The 16803-nt window shown below is 59.9% G+C and carries 15 protein-coding genes; all 15 read left to right on the top strand.

Annotation, left to right across the window (positions count from 1 at the left end):
- Positions 1-2 precede the first annotated feature (2 nt).
- The gene (locus GTP58_RS24465; RefSeq protein WP_161079672.1) at positions 3-1325 is read left to right on the top strand and encodes a phage portal protein; all 1323 of its coding nucleotides are present in this window, start codon (positions 3-5) and stop codon (positions 1323-1325) included.
- Positions 1303-2151, top strand: coding sequence for a head maturation protease, ClpP-related (locus GTP58_RS24460; RefSeq protein ID WP_161079671.1), 849 nt, complete (start codon positions 1303-1305; stop codon positions 2149-2151). The genes GTP58_RS24465 and GTP58_RS24460 overlap by 23 nt, the downstream gene beginning before the upstream one ends.
- An 11-nt stretch (positions 2152-2162) precedes the next feature.
- A complete protein-coding gene (locus GTP58_RS24455; protein WP_373924778.1) occupies positions 2163-3434 on the top strand; it encodes a phage major capsid protein in 1272 nt (423 codons plus the stop codon).
- Positions 3435-3483: 49 nt separating this feature from the next.
- Complete coding sequence (locus tag GTP58_RS31140) at positions 3484-3657, top strand: hypothetical protein (RefSeq protein WP_202413840.1); 174 nt, start codon at positions 3484-3486, stop codon at positions 3655-3657.
- Positions 3654-4133, top strand: a complete 480-nt coding sequence (locus tag GTP58_RS24450; RefSeq protein ID WP_161079669.1) for a head-tail connector protein — start codon at positions 3654-3656, stop codon at positions 4131-4133. Before GTP58_RS31140 ends, GTP58_RS24450 begins: the two co-directional genes overlap by 4 nt.
- Positions 4133-4474: a head-tail adaptor protein gene (locus GTP58_RS24445; protein WP_161079668.1), complete on the top strand. Its 342-nt coding sequence runs from the start codon at positions 4133-4135 to the stop codon at positions 4472-4474. Before GTP58_RS24450 ends, GTP58_RS24445 begins: the two co-directional genes overlap by 1 nt.
- Complete coding sequence (locus tag GTP58_RS24440; RefSeq protein WP_161079667.1) at positions 4471-4953, top strand: HK97-gp10 family putative phage morphogenesis protein; 483 nt, start codon at positions 4471-4473, stop codon at positions 4951-4953. Before GTP58_RS24445 ends, GTP58_RS24440 begins: the two co-directional genes overlap by 4 nt.
- Positions 4950-5357: a DUF3168 domain-containing protein gene (locus tag GTP58_RS24435; RefSeq protein WP_161079666.1), complete on the top strand. Its 408-nt coding sequence runs from the start codon at positions 4950-4952 to the stop codon at positions 5355-5357. Before GTP58_RS24440 ends, GTP58_RS24435 begins: the two co-directional genes overlap by 4 nt.
- Positions 5358-5427: 70 nt before the next feature.
- Positions 5428-6639 carry a phage tail tube protein gene (locus GTP58_RS24430; protein WP_161079665.1) on the top strand — a complete coding sequence of 404 codons (1212 nt, stop codon included), beginning with the start codon at positions 5428-5430 and terminating at the stop codon, positions 6637-6639.
- 94 nt (positions 6640-6733) lie between these two features.
- A complete protein-coding gene (locus GTP58_RS24425; protein ID WP_161079664.1) occupies positions 6734-7180 on the top strand; it encodes a hypothetical protein in 447 nt (148 codons plus the stop codon).
- A 32-nt stretch (positions 7181-7212) separates the two neighbouring features.
- A complete protein-coding gene (locus GTP58_RS24420) occupies positions 7213-7497 on the top strand; it encodes a hypothetical protein (protein ID WP_161079663.1) in 285 nt (94 codons plus the stop codon).
- Positions 7498-7512: 15 nt separating this feature from the next.
- On the top strand, positions 7513-13434 hold the full coding sequence (locus tag GTP58_RS24415; protein WP_161079662.1) for a tape measure protein: 5922 nt from the start codon (positions 7513-7515) through the stop codon (positions 13432-13434).
- Complete coding sequence (locus GTP58_RS24410; RefSeq protein ID WP_161079661.1) at positions 13431-14570, top strand: hypothetical protein; 1140 nt, start codon at positions 13431-13433, stop codon at positions 14568-14570. Before GTP58_RS24415 ends, GTP58_RS24410 begins: the two co-directional genes overlap by 4 nt.
- Positions 14570-16513 carry a hypothetical protein gene (locus GTP58_RS24405; protein WP_161079660.1) on the top strand — a complete coding sequence of 648 codons (1944 nt, stop codon included), beginning with the start codon at positions 14570-14572 and terminating at the stop codon, positions 16511-16513. The genes GTP58_RS24410 and GTP58_RS24405 overlap by 1 nt, the downstream gene beginning before the upstream one ends.
- Before the next feature lie 11 nt (positions 16514-16524).
- Positions 16525-16764, top strand: coding sequence for a hypothetical protein (locus GTP58_RS24400; RefSeq protein ID WP_161079659.1), 240 nt, complete (start codon positions 16525-16527; stop codon positions 16762-16764).
- Positions 16765-16803 lie beyond the last annotated feature (39 nt).

The following is a 16803-nucleotide window of genomic DNA, read 5'->3' as shown; positions in this document are numbered from 1 at the left end:
ACATGAGAATTTTTGATTTCTTCGGATCGCGTGAGCAGGCCGAAGTGGACGCACGCCCTGTTGAGCCGCATCTCGAAGAGTTGGTCGCGCCGACGGTTGTGGAGCAGGCAGCCAGGCCCAATGCAGCGGTCGGACAGCTCTTCTCAGGCTTGGATGATCCGGACTTGTTGGCTTTCATGCGTACTGGCAGCGACACAGCGTCAGGCGCATATGTCAGCGCCAGCAAGGCGTTGCAGAACATGGCCCTGTTGCGCTGCGTAACGCTGATTTCCGAGTCCATCGGCATGCTGCCGCTCAATGTACTGGAGCGCGGCGAAGAAAAGAAACACGCGGTCGATCATCCGCTCTACAACCTCTTGAAACGCCGGCCCAATGGCTGGCAGACGCCGTATGAGTTCAAGAGCCTGCTGCAATCGCACGTGCTACAGCATGGCAATGGATATGCCAGGATCATCCGCTCACGCGGCCAGATTACAAATCTGATCCCGATGCACCCGACGCGGACCGTTCCAACCCAGAACGACGACTGGAGCCTCACCTATCGCTACACGCGTCCCAATGGGACGTACATCGACCTGCCGGCATCAGAGGTATTTCATCTGCGAGACCTGTCTGATGACGGAATTATCGGCCTCTCGCGTGTCAAGCTGGCCCGTGAGGCACTGGGCATCGCGCTGCAGGCCGAGCGCGCTGCGGCGCGGCTATTTAAAAATGGCGTGATGGCCGGCGGTGCGCTGGCATCGCCAAATGCACTCAGTGACCAGGCATACAAGCGCCTGCAAGACTCTTTGGAGGGCAAGAGTGGCGCAGACCAGGCGCACAAGTGGATGATCCTCGAGGAGGGATTGAAGGCAGAGAAATGGGCGGCCTCCGCTTCGGATTCGCAGCACCTGGAGAACAGGAAGCACCAGATTGAGGAGGTCGCACGGGCCTTCGGCGTCCCACGTCCACTGCTGATGATGGACGACACCTCTTGGGGTAGCGGCATCGAGCAGCTTGCAATCTTCTTTGTCCAGTATGCGCTCCAGCACTGGTTCACAGTCTGGGAAGAAGCGGCGGCTAGGTCGCTGCTGACGCCGGCCGAAGCGGACACGCACTATGTGAAGTACAACGAGCGCGCGCTACTGCGCGGCACGCTCAAAGACCAGGCCGATTTCTTCGCCAAGGCACTCGGTTCTGGTGGCCACGCGCCATGGATGACGCAAAACGAAGTACGTGATTTGCAAGACGTGTCTCGCTCAAACGACCCTGGTACCGACACGGTACGCCCACCAAACACATCCAGTACGACAAGGACAAAAAATGAGCCTGATAAACCTGCCTGAACTTAGCGCCTCGCCGAAGCTGGGCGCTGTTCAGTTCGACATGCGCCCTGACGCCCTGGAGCGATGGGAGCCGTCGATTCGTGCAGCTGCTGATGATGGTCCGTCCATTTCGATCTACGACCGCATTGGCGACTCGTACGATGGCGAGGGTGTTACCGCCAAACGCGTGTCGGCCGCGCTGCGCAACATCGGCGCCCGTGACGTGACTGTGAATGTCAACTCACCAGGCGGTGACTTCTTCCAGGGCGTAGCAATTTACAACATGCTTCGGGAGCATAAGGCAAAAGTCACGGTCAAGGTGATGGGCCTGGCTGCATCGGCAGCGTCGGTCATTGCGATGGCCGGCGACGAGATTCTGATGGGCGATGGCGCTTTCCTGATGATCCACAACGCCTGGGCTGTCGCTATCGGTAACCGCCACGACATGATGGCCGCCGCCGAGCAGCTGGCGCCGTTCGACGCTGCGATGGCACAAGTCTACGCTGCCCGCGCTGGCATGAAGCCGGCCGATGCTGCCGCCATGATGGATAAGGAAACCTGGATCGGCGCACAGCAGGCTATCGACGATGGGTTTGCCAGCGGCCTGATCCAGCGGGAGCAACTCTCTCAGGATCCAGAGGCGCACGCACACACGAAGTATCTCGCAATGGTCGAAGCGTCGATGGCACGCGCCGGCCACTCCCGGTCGGTGCGGCGCGAGGCAATCAAATCCCTGTTTTCTGGCATGCCGGGCGCTGCCGAAAAGAAGGGCGCCATGCCGAGCGCTGGCGCCGACGTAGCAGCTTCGCTGCAAACCCTGATCAACAACATGAAAGGTAGTGTATGAAGAAGAATGCAATGATCGCCAGCGCCCTGATTGCGCATGCGTTGTCCGCGCATGCCGGTCACGCAGGCCAGCCAGTCCCACGTGGCATTGTCTGCGTGCGCGCCGACGCCACCGGCGATGTCAAGGCGCTGATCGACGGCGTCAATAAGGCGTTCGCCGACTTCAAGGCTGAGCACAGCAAGCAGCTGGAAGACGTTAAAAAAGGCCAGGCAGATGCTCTACAGGCGTTGAAGGTCGACCGCATCAACGCGGACATCGAGAAACTGCAAGCTGCTGTAGACGATGCCAACCTGAAAATTGCAGCCGGTCAAATGAACGGCGCAGCCGCTGGTCCAAAGGATAAGGAATACACCGACGCGTTCAGTGCCCACTTTAAAAAAGGCGAAGTACAGGCCGCGCTGAATAAGGGCGCGGCCAGCGAGGGCGGCTATCTGGCTCCAACCGAATGGGACCGCACGATTACCGATCGCCTGGTACTGGTCTCGCCGATGCGTGCGCTGTGTACTGTACAGCCAGTCAGCACCAACGGCTTCAGCAAGCTGTTCAATAATCGCGGCACCACTTCGGGCTGGGTTGGTGAAACTGACGCTCGCCCACAGACCGGCACGCCGACGTTTGGCAGCCTCACCTACAACACTGGTGAGCTGTACGCTAATCCGGCTGCAACTCAGCAGATGCTGGACGACCCGGCCATTGACCTGGAAGCCTGGCTTGCCGGCGAGGTTGAAACCGAGTTCTCGCTGCAGGAAGGCGTCGCGTTCTTGAGCGGCAACGGCAACAATAAGCCCTCCGGTCTGCTGACCTACATCACCGGTGGCTCGAATGCCGCGGCGCACCCCTGGGGTGATATCAAGACCGTCAAGAGCGGCGCGGCGGCAGCGCTGACCGCAGATGGTTTGATCAACCTGGTGCACGAACTGCCCGATGTTTATACCGGCAATGCCCGTGCAATCATGAATCGTAACACCCAGCGCGAGATCCGGAAGCTGAAGGATGGTCAGGGCAACTACCTGTGGCAGCCTTCCTTCCAGGCCGGCACTCCAGCAACCCTGCTGGGCTACGGCATCACCGAAATGGCGGGTATGCCGGACATCGCCGCCAACTCGAAGCCGATCGTTTTCGGCGATTTCAAACGCGGCTATCTCATCGTGGACCGCGTTGGTGTGCGCGTACTGCGTGACCCGTTCACGAACAAGCCATACGTCCACTTTTACACCACCAAGCGCGTCGGCGGCGGCCTGTTGAATCCGGATACGCTCAAAGCCCAGACGATCAGCGCTTAAGCGCGATCCATCCGCCCGGCAATGCGCCGGGCGTTTTCAAGGAGTCATCATGAAATTCAAAGCACAGTTCCAGGGTGTACCGAACGGCGAGATTTACCCTGTTCAATATGAGCCAGGTGACGAGTGCCCGCCAGAGCTGTTGAATGCCGCGATTGAGCTGGGAGCCGTTGCCACCAAGAAGGGTGGTGACAAGAACGACAACCCACCTGCAGAAACCGAATGAGTCTGATCTCGATGGACGTCGCGAAGTCCCACTTGCGCGTGGTGGGAAGCGACGAGGACGCCGATATCGAACTGAAACTGCAGGCTGCGGAACAGGCGGCATCGGCCTACCTGAATCGCAACCTGTATGTCGACCAGGCTGCACTCAACGCCGCGCTCGAGTCTGCGCCTGGCGCGTTCGCCGCTGCATGTGAGGCGCACCGCACCGCGATTGACGCTGCCAATGCACTGTCAGATGACGCGCAGCGTGGCATGGCCCTGTTGGGGGCGCATGAGCGATTCGACGCGGCCAACCTGGCCAGCATCCTGATTTATCGTGGCATGGTCGCCAACAGCGCCATCAAGGCGGCAATACTGCTGACGCTAGGTCACCTGTATGAGAACCGTGAGGATGCGGTGGTTGGCCTGGTCATTACAGAGCTGCCCGCCGGCGCCCGTTCGTTGCTCCGGCCGTACCGTATTGGTGTGGGGCTGTAATGCGGGGATCGCAACTGGATCGCCGCATTACGATCGAACGCCCGACGCAAGTCGAATTGCCGGGGTATGGCATGCAGCCTGGGCCGTGGGAACCGGTGGCGTCGCGCATTCCTGCCCAGGTATTCGATGACTTGCCCAGTAAATCAGAAACGGTACGCGACGGGCTTGCGCTCGCTAAAAAAACGGCGCGTGTCCGCATCCGCTATATACCGGGGCTTTCCTCCGATCTGCGCGTTGTTGTCCATGGCGAGGCGGACCAGCAGTTCCAAATTGTTGGCGGACCGGCGGAACTGGGCCGGCGCCGCTGGATCGAGATGACTGTGGAGAGCTTTTCGTCATGAGCGATGAAACTATTGTTGGCGGTCGCCAGCTCGACGCATTCCTGCAATCGCTGCCGGCGAAAGTGGAAGCGAACATCCTTCGCTCGGCACTACGCGCCGGAGCCAACGTGTTCAAGGACGAAATCAAGGCCACGATTCCGGTGCAACTTGGCGAGCTGCAACGAAGCGTTCGTGTGTCGACCAGCTCGAATCGCGGCACGGTCACGGCGAAGGTCAAGGTTGGCAATGAGAAGGCTTGGTATTGGCGCTTTGTCGAGTTCGGTACCGCTGCCCACCGTATCGGTCCGAAGAACGCCAAGGCGCTCGCGCTGGCGGGCGTCATCGTCGGTTGGGTCCATCACCCTGGTGCGCGGCCAAAACCGTTTATGCGCCCCGCCTTTGACGGGCGTTCTGGTACGGCACTGGAGGCCGTCGGCACCCAAATTCGCGCACGCCTGGCCTCTGTGGGCATCAATGCATCTGAACCGGAGGCCTCGTGAGCAGCGCAAAAATCATCCGGGCGCTGCTGGTCGCAGATGCCGCGGTCACTGCATTGGTTCCTGCGGCCAAGGTGGTACTGGGAACAATCAAGCAGGGCACCGTGCTGCCTGCGATCAGTGTTAAGCACATCAGCACCATGCCGATGGCCGCGATCGATGCGCAGGCCGATTTTTCCCTTGTAAGCAGCCGAGTGCAGGTCACCGTTGAAACCAAGGACCGCGTCACCCTGGATGCCGTGCTGGAGGTCGTTCGGAAGTGCTGCAACTACCAGCGCGGCATCATCGCTGGTTTGACCGTCGTGAGCGTTGTCAGGGACCTGCTCGGACCTGCTCCTGACGACAACGATGCCGGTATCTACGATCAGACGATCGATTTCAGAATCACCTACTACGAAGCAAACTGAATACTTCATCAATTTAACCTCAGCCCGCGCAGCAGCAGCTCGCGGGCTTTTTTTTCGGCCAAGGAGAAATATGGGAACCGCGAGCGGAATTTACAAACAGGTCGCCTACAAGGAAGAAGTCGTGTATGGCGTCATCCCGGCCGCAGGCGCGGCCCAGGCGGTGCGCCGCGTTACTTCGTCGTTGGACATGACTAAAGACACGTACCAATCGAACGAAAGCCGCACGGACTTCCAGTTGGCCGACTTTCGTCATGGCGCTCGTAAAGTCGCTGGATCGATTAACGGCGAGCTGTCGGCCAAAACCTACGCCGACTTCATGGCTGCTGCGCTGAAGAAGCCATTTGCGGCTACCGCGCCGATTGTCGGCGCATCAATCACAATCGCTGGCGTTGATGGGGCATATACCATCACGCGCGCCGCAGGGTCTTTTCTGACAGACGGCGTAAAGGTCGGCGACGTGGTTCGGTTGACTGCCGGCGCGCTCAACGTGGCGAACATCAACAAGAATGTGCTGGTGACCGACGCAACCGCTTTGGTATTGACCGGCCTGGTGCTCAACGCCACTCCCTTGGTCGCGGAAGGACCAATTGCCGCCTCCACTGTGACTGTCGTCGGCAAGAAGACGATGATTCCGCAGTCCGGCCACACTGATAAGTCTTTTTCTATCGAGCACTGGTACCCGGACGTGCCTGCGAACGAAGTCTACAGCGGCTGTAAAGTGTCGAAGATCGGCCTGTCTTTGCCGCCGACGGGCATGGCCACCTGCACCATCGAATTCATGGGCAAGGATGCTCTGCCAGGTGCAGCGCAGTACTTCGTGGCGCCCAACCCTGTCACAACGACCGGCACGATGGCTGCAGTCAACGGCGTTTTACGCGTCGGTAACGCGACTGTTGCCAATGTCACCGGCTTGAGCATCGATATTGCTTCTGCTCAGAGCGGCGATCCGACTGTGGGCTCGAACACTGTTGCATTCATGGCCGCCGGCCGTGTCCTGGTTACCGGACAGATGACTGCCACGTTTAATAGTACGGCGCTGCGTGATGCGTTCTACAACGAGACGGAGATCAGCTTGTACGCGGTCTTCACCGCAGACAATAGCGCCGCAGCTGACTTCGTCGCATTTAGCATCGGTCGACTGAAAGTCAGCGGCGCATCCAAGGACGATGGTGAGAAAACCATCACCCAGACCATTCCATTCCAGGCACTGCTGAACGTCGCCGGCGGCGCCGTCAAGGCAACTGACCTGACCACCATCGCAATTCAAGACTCCGCGGTGTAACAGCCGCTTCACCAGCACCGGCAGGTCCGCTGTCGCCCTTCGTGGGGCGCGGCGGGCCCGCGCGGGCATTTATTTCACCCCACGAAAGAAGCCAATGAGCAACGAATACCCAAGCACCCTCATCTCGAACCTGATCGCTTCCCTGGACCTGAACGATTACGAAGACATCCCAACCGGCAAACTGGTGCTGCTGGACCCGAAGACCAAAGCGCCGACGTCGTCGTTTATCGAGCTGGCCAGCCCAGAGCACGAGTCCCGTAAGCGCATCGATCTGGCGCGCACGCGCCGCCTGCGTGCTGAATTTGCCAACAACGGCAAGATCCAGCAGACCGACCCAATCGACGACTTCAATGAAGAAACTGATTACCTGGTCGCTGCGACGCTGGGCTGGAACCTGACCCAGGGCGGCCAGCCATTGTCGTTCTCGGCATCGGCGGCGCGCACGCTGTACGAGGACCCTAAAAAGAAATGGCTGCGTGCGCAGGCGCTGGACGGCCTGAACAAGACCCAGCTTTTTATCAAAGACTCCGCAAAGTCCTAGCGGATTGCTGCCGCGCTGAGTTCGAGCTCAGTGTGCGCCAGGGTGATGGCGCCAGCCTGCGTACTCATCTGCAAAGGCTGGCAGTCAACACTGGCAAGGTTGATCCGCGACTCCAGATCGAATGGCCAGCGCTTGGCCTTCCGGTCTGGAACATCTTCCAGCGGCTGAGCCGGCCGGCATCAATGAGCGGCGCACTGCCTATCAGCATGCAGGAAGTGGCCGCTTATCAGGCATTGCGTGGCATTCGGCTCACCGAGTGGGAGCTGGATGTCATTGAGTTGTTTGACTCAATCGCACTAGAAATCTTAAACAAGTAGAGAACGGAACTCCGGATGATCGTTGGCGACATGGAAATTCGGCTGCGCGCCGACATCGCTCGTCTGCAGCGTGATATGGACCAGGCACGCCAGGTGGTTGGGGATGCCGCCAGCGGTATCGCGCGCGCGGCGGACCAGATGAAGGCGGCGCTGGGCGCCATCGGCCTTGGCGCAGGCCTTGCTGAGATCGTCAAAATGTCCGATCAGTACACGAAGTTTACGGCGCAGTTAAAGCTTGCGACACAGTCGCAAAACGAGTACGCGCAGGCAATGGCCGATGTAAAAAGGATTTCTACGGATGCGCAGTCGAGCATGGCCGGCGCCGGCACGTTGTATGCGCGTATTGCCAATGGAGTGCGTGAGCTTGGTACTTCCCAGCAGCGCGTCGCCGAAATTACTGAGGTGGTCAGCCTGTCGCTTAAGGTGAGCGGCGCTACAGCGGAAGAGTCCGCATCTGCGATGCTGCAGCTCTCCCAGTCGTTTGCGTCCGGCACGCTGCGTGGTGAGGAATTCAATGCCGTCAACGAGGCGGCGCCACGCCTGATGAAAGCTCTTGCTGACGGTATGGGTGTTCCTATCGGAGCGCTAAAGGATATGGCCAGCAACGGCCAGATCACGTCCAAGATCATGGCCGATGTCTTGCCTGGTGCGCTCGAAAAGCTGCGGGACGAATCGAAGCAGGTGCAGACCATCAGTGGCGCATTCCAGGTATTGAAGGACCGCGTGATGGAGTACACGGCTGTGCACGCTGAGGCAAACGGCACGGTCGCCGCGCTGACGACGGGCATCGGCTTGCTGGCTGATAATCTGTCGTTGCTGATGGGCACCGTGACAACGCTAACGGCCGCCAAGATGGGTGCTTCGCTTGCCGCGTGGACGGTGAAAACCTATCAGCAGATCGAGGCAGCGGCAGCACTGCGGGCAGCGAACATTGCTTTGCTGGAGTCAGAGCTGGCCAGCAATGGCGCCAAGATCGCGCAGCTGGGAAACACGGAAGCAGCCATTGTCGCTGAGCGGCAGCTCGTTGTCGCGAGACTGGCGGAGGCACGCTCGAACATCGCGTCGGCCGAAGCGGCAATTGCGGCAGCCAGCGCTGCTGGCGCGCAGTCCTTTGCGTTGCGAACGCTGCAGTTGGCGACGGTGGAACTAGCTGCCGCAGAAGCGCAGCGCGCTGCCATGATGGCAGAGCTGGTGGTGCTGGGGCGTCAGCAGACGTCTGTATCAGCGCAGCTCACCGCAGCGAAACTTGCCGAGACTGCTGCTCAAGCGGGTCTAAATGCGGCAACGAGTGCAGGTGCTGCCGCTGCCGGTCTTGCGTCGCGTGTCGTCGGGTTCCTGGGCGGGCCGGTCGGCGCACTCATCACCGTGCTTGGGCTCGCTGCCGTCGCCTGGACCCGGTGGGGAGGGTCAGCCAAGGAGGCAACGGACCAGGCCAAGAGCGCCGCGGAGGACAGCTTCGGTACGGTCATCAAGAGCCTGGACGCACAGATTGAAAAGCACGAAGCACTCATTCGACTGCGCAAGCAGGGTATGAATCTGGATGATGCCAAAAAAGTCGACCAGAAACCCCTTAACGAGCTGGGGGCACTGAGCGCGCAACTGAACGCGCTGAACGCTGGCACGTCCACTGCCGGCATGAGCAAGGATGACGTTTTCTTCAAACGGCAGGAACTCCTTCAAAAAATCCTGGAGCTCACGGGAAAAATTAACAAGGCTGAATCGACGGGCTCAGAAGCCGAGGCGCTGACTCAGAGCGAGGCGCGCAAGAAATTCATGGCCGATTATGCGACCAAACAGGAGCAGCTGGCCAGTAAGCTCGCCGAAGCGCGCAAGTTGCTGGGTTCGGCCTTCACTCCGGACGACGAGGCCCGCATCCGGGCCGCATTCGCCGACAAGGGGGCAGAGTCTGCGATCAAGAAAGAAGTTGCGGCCTATGAGAGCCTGATTTCAGCCATTCGCAGCAAGACTGTGGAGAACCAGCTCGAAATGGCAACGGGCAAAGATGCGACCGAGTCGGAAAAAACGGCGATCAAGGTCGCCGAAGAGCTGGCGAGCGGAAAGCTCAAACTGACGGCAGAACATCAGCGCGCGATCGCTGCTGCGCTGGCCGAACAGGCGGTCACTGAGAAATCACTGAAATTGCAGGAGGCCCAGGCCAATATTACGAAATTCATTGTGGCCAGCACGCTGGCACGCGATGATTCGGCGAGGGCGCTCGATGTTGAGTACGGTCTGTTTGGCAAGAGCGCTGACGCCCGCGAAATGGAAACCGTTGCGCTCAGGTCGCAGGCTGAGACGCAGAAAAAGCTGTCGGAACTTGAGCTGGCGAAGCTGCCAATCACCGATCAGATCCTCGCACAGTTGAAAGCGGAAGAGGCTGCGCGCACGCTCGTTGGCCAGGCAACGCTGGGGCAGACGAAGGCGCTGCAGTACGCCGCCTCACTGAAAGTCGAGAACACCAAGTTCGCTGCTGAAAATTTGTCTGATCCGAAAGCGCGTGCCGATGCATTGCTGGCCATTGACGCCAAAGTGTGGGAGGAACGCATTGCGCTTGCCGGTCAAGGCACCGAGGCGCAGAAGTTGCTGCAGGATGAATACAACACCTGGTACGCCAATCAGCAGAAAAAGATACTGGTTGATGTCGACCTGACGCGCGCCACTGAGCTGCTTAAAGTGATGGAGGCTGTTGACGATGCTGCACGCCAAGCAGCGCAAGGCATGGCGGCGTCGTTCGGCTCGGTTGGCAAGGCTATCGGTGCGCTGACCACTTCGCTGACCGGCTACCAGCGCTCCCAGGCGGCTGTCGCTGCGCAGCTGGCTGCGTCGCTGCAGGATGCCAAGGGTGATCCAACCAAGATCGCGCGCGCGAATGCACAGGCCGCCCAGCAAGGCGCTCAAGCGCAGATCAAGTCGTATGGCGATATGGCTAGCGCCGCCAAGGGCTTCTTCAATGAGAACTCCAAAGGGTATAAGGCGCTGGAGGCGACTGAAAAAGCCTATCGCGCTGTTGAGATGGCGATGGCCGTCGAGGCGATGGTACGCAAGCTGTTTTCTGTCGATGCCGTTACTGCCGCAACCGTCGCAGGCGAAGTCACGAAGAGTGCTGCCATTGCCACCGGTACCGCTGCCCAGTTGGCAGCAGACACGGTTAAGGGCACATCAGCCGCCGCGCTGGCGATAGCCACGCAGGCGCAGGGAGACCCATATAGCGCCTGGGCGCGCATGGCCGCGATGGCAGCAGCCATGGCGGCCCTTGGCTTCGCGGTCACTGGAGGGGGCAGTGGTGGTGGTCAGTCGGCCGCAGACGTTCAGAAGTCTCAGGGCACAGGCTCGGTCTTTGGCGACAGCTCGGCGAAATCCGATTCTATCCGTCGCTCCATCGAGCAACTGGCCGCAAACTCGAATGACATGCTGCCAATTAATCAGGGCATGCTGACGGCGCTGCAGAATATTGAGTCTGCAATGACTGGCTTGACGAACCTGGTGGTTCGCACTACCGGCCTTACCGATGGCACGAACATGGGTATCCAGACCGGTACGATCGCGACGGGCGGCCCGGTGGCGCTCGCCGGCAGCGCACAGGTGGGCAGCATGATCGGTGGCGCGCTAGCTGGCCTGCTAGGTGTTTGGATCGGCGGCGCCATTGGTGGTGCGGTGTCCAAATTGTGGGGTAAGACCACCCAGAACATCGTGGACTCCGGGCTTCAGTACGGCGGCAGTGTACGCTCGCTGCAGCAAGGCCGGGGCTTTGACCAGTACGCGAGCATCGACACGACGAAGTCGAGCTTCTTCGGCCTGTCGAAGAGCACGAGCAACCGTGTCGAGGTGCAAGGTCTGAATGACGAGCTGTCGAAGCAGTTCGGGCTGATCTTTACGAACCTCGACAAGTCGCTACAGGCAGCAGCCACCGCCATGGGCGGATCGGCCGCCGACGTGACCAAGGCGCTGGACGACCTGACGCTGGGGAGCACGAAGGTGTCGCTGAAGGGGCTGAAGGGCACCGAGCTAACTGACGCGCTTAATGCGGTGATTTCAAAGTCGATGGATGACATCGCGCAGGCGGCCTTCCCGCAGCTTGACCAGTTCCGTAAGGTAGGCGAGGGATATGCCGAAACCGTCATGCGCCTGGCTGGCGATTATGCGAAGCTCGATTCGATCCTGGCTTCCAGCAGCTCCACCTTCGGGGCTACCGGCATGGCCAGCATCGCGGCACGTGAACGCCTGATTGAACTTGCCGGCGGTATCGATCAGCTGGCCAGCCAGAGTAACGCCTTCAACCAGAACTTCCTGAGCAAGGCCGAGCAGCTGGCGCCTGTGCAGAAATACGTTACCGATCAGCTGGCGGCAATGGGCTTGCAGAGTCTTGACACGCGGGACAAGTTCAAGGACTACGTGCTGGGCCTGGCAAAGTCTGGCGCTTTGATGACGGAAGCTGGGGCGCAGCAGTACAGCGCGCTGCTTGCGTTGTCTGAGGCGTTTGCAAAGACACATGCTGCAACCATTGATTTGAGCAAGACTCAGCAGGAAATCGCGGACGAGCATACCGATCTGCAGGCCAAGCTGGACGAGTTGACCATGACGCAGACGCAGCTCGCGGCGAAGGCACGCGCTGCAATCGACTCGCATAACCTGGCGCTGTACGACCAGGTGATTGCGGCGCAGGCAGCGAAGGACGCGCTCGATAAGCTGAAGGAGGCCGGGCAAGGCCTCCTTAACGATGTCAACCAGGCATATACGAATTTGCAGGCCGTGGTGAATCGTCAGAAGGATTTGCTCAATAACGCATATCAAGCCGCTTCCGCTGCGGTGCAGGCAAGCATCGAGCGTGTCAACACATCCGTAAGCAAATTGCAGAGCCTGTCGCAGGCATTGCACTCGACGCTCGATTCGATGAATCTGGCGGGCAATGACAAGTCTGATCGTCAGAGCGCGCAGGCGCAGATTGAGACAGCGCTTGCTATCGCTAGAGCAGGCGGCCCGCTACCGGACGCTGATGCGTTGAAGAACGCCTTGTCGGTGGTCAGCAAGGACGCATCGGATCAGTTTTCCTCCTATCTGGAATACCAGCGAGATCAGTACCGCACCAAAAATAGCGTCGCGGGTTTGGCAGGCTACACCGACACGCAGTTGTCCATTGAACAGCAATCGCTCAAAACGTTGCAGGCGCAGAAGGATGCGCTCGACGAGGCGCACAAGGCTGAAATTGCTCGGCTGGATGACATGCTGGCCGTCGCGAAAAATCAGGTCGACCTGCTCAACGGAATTTCGACTGTACTGGTGTCGCTTCCTCAGGCACTTGCCGAGCTTGCCACTTCCATCAAGGCAGCCATGGCGAATGCGGCCGCCGCCGCGCTGTCGAAGACTGCCGTCGCTTATCAGCAGTACCTGGGGCGCAGCGCGACGAGCACGGAGATTGACTACTGGCAGAACCAGGCGACCAAGGGCGTAGATGTCGTGGGCGCCATCAAGGGCTCTGATGAAGCGCGTATTCAGGATCTCTACAAGACGCTGCTGGGGCGTACCGGCGAAGCTGCTGGCGTCGACGCATGGGAGGCGTCGCTAAAAGCAGGCTTTACCTGGGATCAGATCACCCAGGCGTTTAAAGGCAGCGACGAGTACAAGAAACTGCACCCGTTTGCCGTCGGCACGAATTCCGTGCCTGAGGACATGCCGGCCTTTATTCACAAAGATGAGCGAATCATCCCGGCGGCGGATAACCGCGAACTGATGGCGCGGCTGCGCAATCCTGCATACGACAGCTCGGAGCTGATTGGCGAAATTCGCGCACTACGCGCGGAGAACAGCCAGCTGCGCACGATGGTCGAATCGCACCTGTACGCGATTGCAAAGAACACCAGGAATGCCGCAGATTCGCTCGATGGCGCGATCAACGGCGAGACGCCGCTTGCAACCAAGGAAGTGGAGGTGACTACGTGATCGTATTAGATCCGATTCCGGTGTCCGCTCCCGGTGTGTTTGTCAGTTCAAACGTTCCAGAGAACGACGCGCCCGTGCAGAGCATGACCCGTGTATATGCCGCTGGTGACAGGGTGATGGATTCAGCTGCGCATGCGCTGTTTGAGTCTGCCGTCGGCGTACGGGCTGTCGTGACAATCTCGGTTGGATCGCCTGGTGTGATTACCTGGCCTGGTCATGGGCAGGCTGCCGGAACACCGGTGTCGTTTGAAAGCACCGGCGTACTGCCTGGCGGCCTGTTGCCTAACGTTGTCTACTACATCGTATCCCCAGCAACGAACACGTTGTCCGTCAGTGCGACGATGGGTGGTGCGGCCATCGCAACAACTGGGCCGCAGTCTGGAGTGCATAACGCGACCGCTGGGCAGAACTTCAACCGGCCCGTTTCTGACAAGGCCTATTGGGTTGGTTCTGGTGCGACCAATCGCTGGAAAATGCTCGACTCCTACAACAATACCCAGACTGAATACGCCGAAGCGATTGTGCTGGAGGTTGAGCCCAAGGCAATCGCCCAGGGTATTTTCCTTGGCAACGTCGACGCGACAGAGGTCACCATCACTTCGACAGACCCGGCAGCCGGCGTGGTCATGCATGAGACGACCAGTTTGCTTGTGTCGAACTCGGGCAGCAGTTTTTATCGATGGCTTTTCACGCGGCGCCGGCGCAAGTCGCAGTTCCTGACGTTGAGCCTGCCGCTGTATTTCAACACCCGCGTCAAGATCGAGATCAAAAAGCCAGGCGGTATCGCGAAGTGCGGCATGTGCTGTATTGGTCCGATCGAGGACGTTGGCTTCTCCCAGTATGGCCTCAGTACCGACATCAAGGACTACTCCACCACGCGTTTCAATTTCGATGGTACGAGCGAAACCACCGAGCGCGGCTTCTCGAAGCGGATGTCAATTGACGTGGTGCTCGATAACGAGATGATTGACTACGTGCAGGAAAAACTTGCTGCCGCGCGCCAGCGCACGATGGTGTACATCGGCGCCACGGCTTTTGGTTCGACTGTCCTGTGCGGGAAGTTCTCTTCATTCAAGAACGTTATCGAGGGTCAAACCTATTCCAAAATGGCACTACAAATTGAAGGGACTGTTTAATGCCGATCACGAAACTGATGGATGGGTTGCCAAATCCATCCATGGCGCAGGCTGACTTCGATCAGGCTGTCGGCAAGTACATGGCCGATCTCCCAGCTTGGGGCGCGGAAGCGAATGCGCTTGAGGCTAATGTCAACGCGAAGGAAGTATCTGCGGCGCAGAGTGCCGTGGTTGCGAGCACCAAGGCGGGAGATGCCGCATCCAGCGCTGACAGCGCGCTGGCCAGCAAGAATGCTGCTGCTACCCAGGCTGGCAATTCGGCGACAAAGGCGGGCGAGGCAGCCGCCAGTGCCGTTGCAGCAGCAAACGCCGCCGCCGCCCTGGTCGGCACCAGTTCGACGCTGAACACCATCGCTACCGGTCCGATGGTCTTTTTGACTCAGGCGGGTAAGCAGTTCCAGTCTGGCGTGGACATGAAGGCCGTCAGCGCTTCTAACTCTGCCAATGCGGTCTACGGCAAGGTCGCAGCGTACGCCGGCACCAGCCTGACGATCAACGTCACTTCGTACGATGGTGTCGGCGATGTGTCGGACTGGAATCTGGCCGTCGTAGGGCAGCGGGGGCCGCTCGGGCCGGCTGGCGGCATTGCCGGCGGCAACTGCACCGGCGCGATCAATGAAGCGAAAGGCGCGGATGTTGCCAGCGCTGCGATGGTCGATGTCTGGAGCGGTAATGGCAATTACGAGGTGCTCATCGGTGCGGCGGCAATTATTGGCTTTACTGCGGCGCCACAAGCAGGAGCACGACGTCGAGTACTGGTAGGCGGTACGCCAACTCTCACAGCAGGCGCCAATCTAATCATCAAGGGCGTGCAAAGCGGACTGTCGTTCACGTGCGCCGCAGGTGACGAGATCGACGTGTGGGCGGAAACCACGACCAAGTTCCGGGTAACAATAACGAAAGGCGACGGCACCGCCATGGCCGCGCTGTACGGCGCATTCCAGATCGCCATGCTGCTGACCGGTACCGGCACGTACGTCGCCAAAAAAACCGCTTGGCACCGCATTACGCTCGTTGGCGGCAGCGCGCGTGCGGGTATGGCTGTGAGCGGTGGTGCTGCCCGTGCGACCGGGTCAAGTGGTGCTGGTTACTGCGTCGGCATGGTTTTTCTGATTGCGGGTCAGAGCTACAGCTATATCCAGGGCTCCGGCGCCGCCGCGAGCTCGACCCTTGCAATCGGAGCATCAGGCGCTATCCAAGGCGCTGACGGTGGTGCATCGAGTTTCTTCGGCGCTGGTATTCCGACGCTGACTGCGAACGGTGGCATTGGCGGCCTCGCCTCGGTCGGAAGCACTGCGACGCTCACTGGACCGCAAGGCGGAACTGCCAGCGGGGGCTATCTCAACGTGCAGGGCGGGAAAGCAGGAGATGTATCCGGAGCCGGTAGTGGGAAGGGTGCCAGTGGCGGTGGTGCAGTTGGAATCATGGGCGCAGGGTTCGCCTCAGGTGATGCTGTCGTTACCACCGGCAACCCATCGGCCAGCGGAGGCGCGGGTGTCGGTGGTGGAAGCGGCACAGCTACGAACGGCGCAAGCGGTGGCGGTGGCTTTGGCGGTCCAAGCACCCCAGCAACCAATACAGCGACCAATGGCGGCCCGAACTATACGGGCGTCGGTGGCGGCACGCCTGCGCAGGCATCGACGAACAATTTTCTGTCCGTGCTGCTGAACGCAACTTCTGGCGGCGGCAACGCCAACGGCACAGCGCCAGGAGACCGTAGTGGTGGTGGTGCCGGTGGCTACGCCAACAGTACTGCTCCTTCCCAGAGTCCCGGGACTTTCGCCGGTGGTGGTGGCTATGGGTCCCTCACTGACAATAGCGTGCCGAACTCCTCCGGTGGTAACTACGGCGGCGGCCAGGGCGGCGCGGCAGTGCCGCCCACCACCAGCGTAACCCTGACGGTTCCAGCCTGCTCGCCTGGCATGGTCATGGTCGAATCTTGAAAGGAGGGTATATGCCGAATATGTGCATGGGCGATGAACCACGCGGCGACGTGGATGTCTTCGATTCTGATGGCAACTGGGTCACCGCCTGGGCGAAATGCGCCGGCTGTTTTGCGGACTATCTGATCGAAGATTGGGGCGAGGCGTTCGGCTGGGCGTCCTGGCGATGGCGTTATGGCGATCCAGCGACAACGCCTCAACCAGGCGAGGAGTCGCCGCTCGATCCTGCGCCGAATCCAGTCGCCCAATAAATACCGGACCCGCCTTGGCGGGTTTTTTATCGCCTAAAC

It is taken from the genome of Duganella sp. CY15W (assembly GCF_009857555.1).
Classification (GTDB): domain Bacteria; phylum Pseudomonadota; class Gammaproteobacteria; order Burkholderiales; family Burkholderiaceae_D; genus Rugamonas; species Rugamonas sacchari.
Note: the sequence above shows the minus strand (reverse complement) of the source record. Positions and strands in the feature narration are given on the sequence as shown.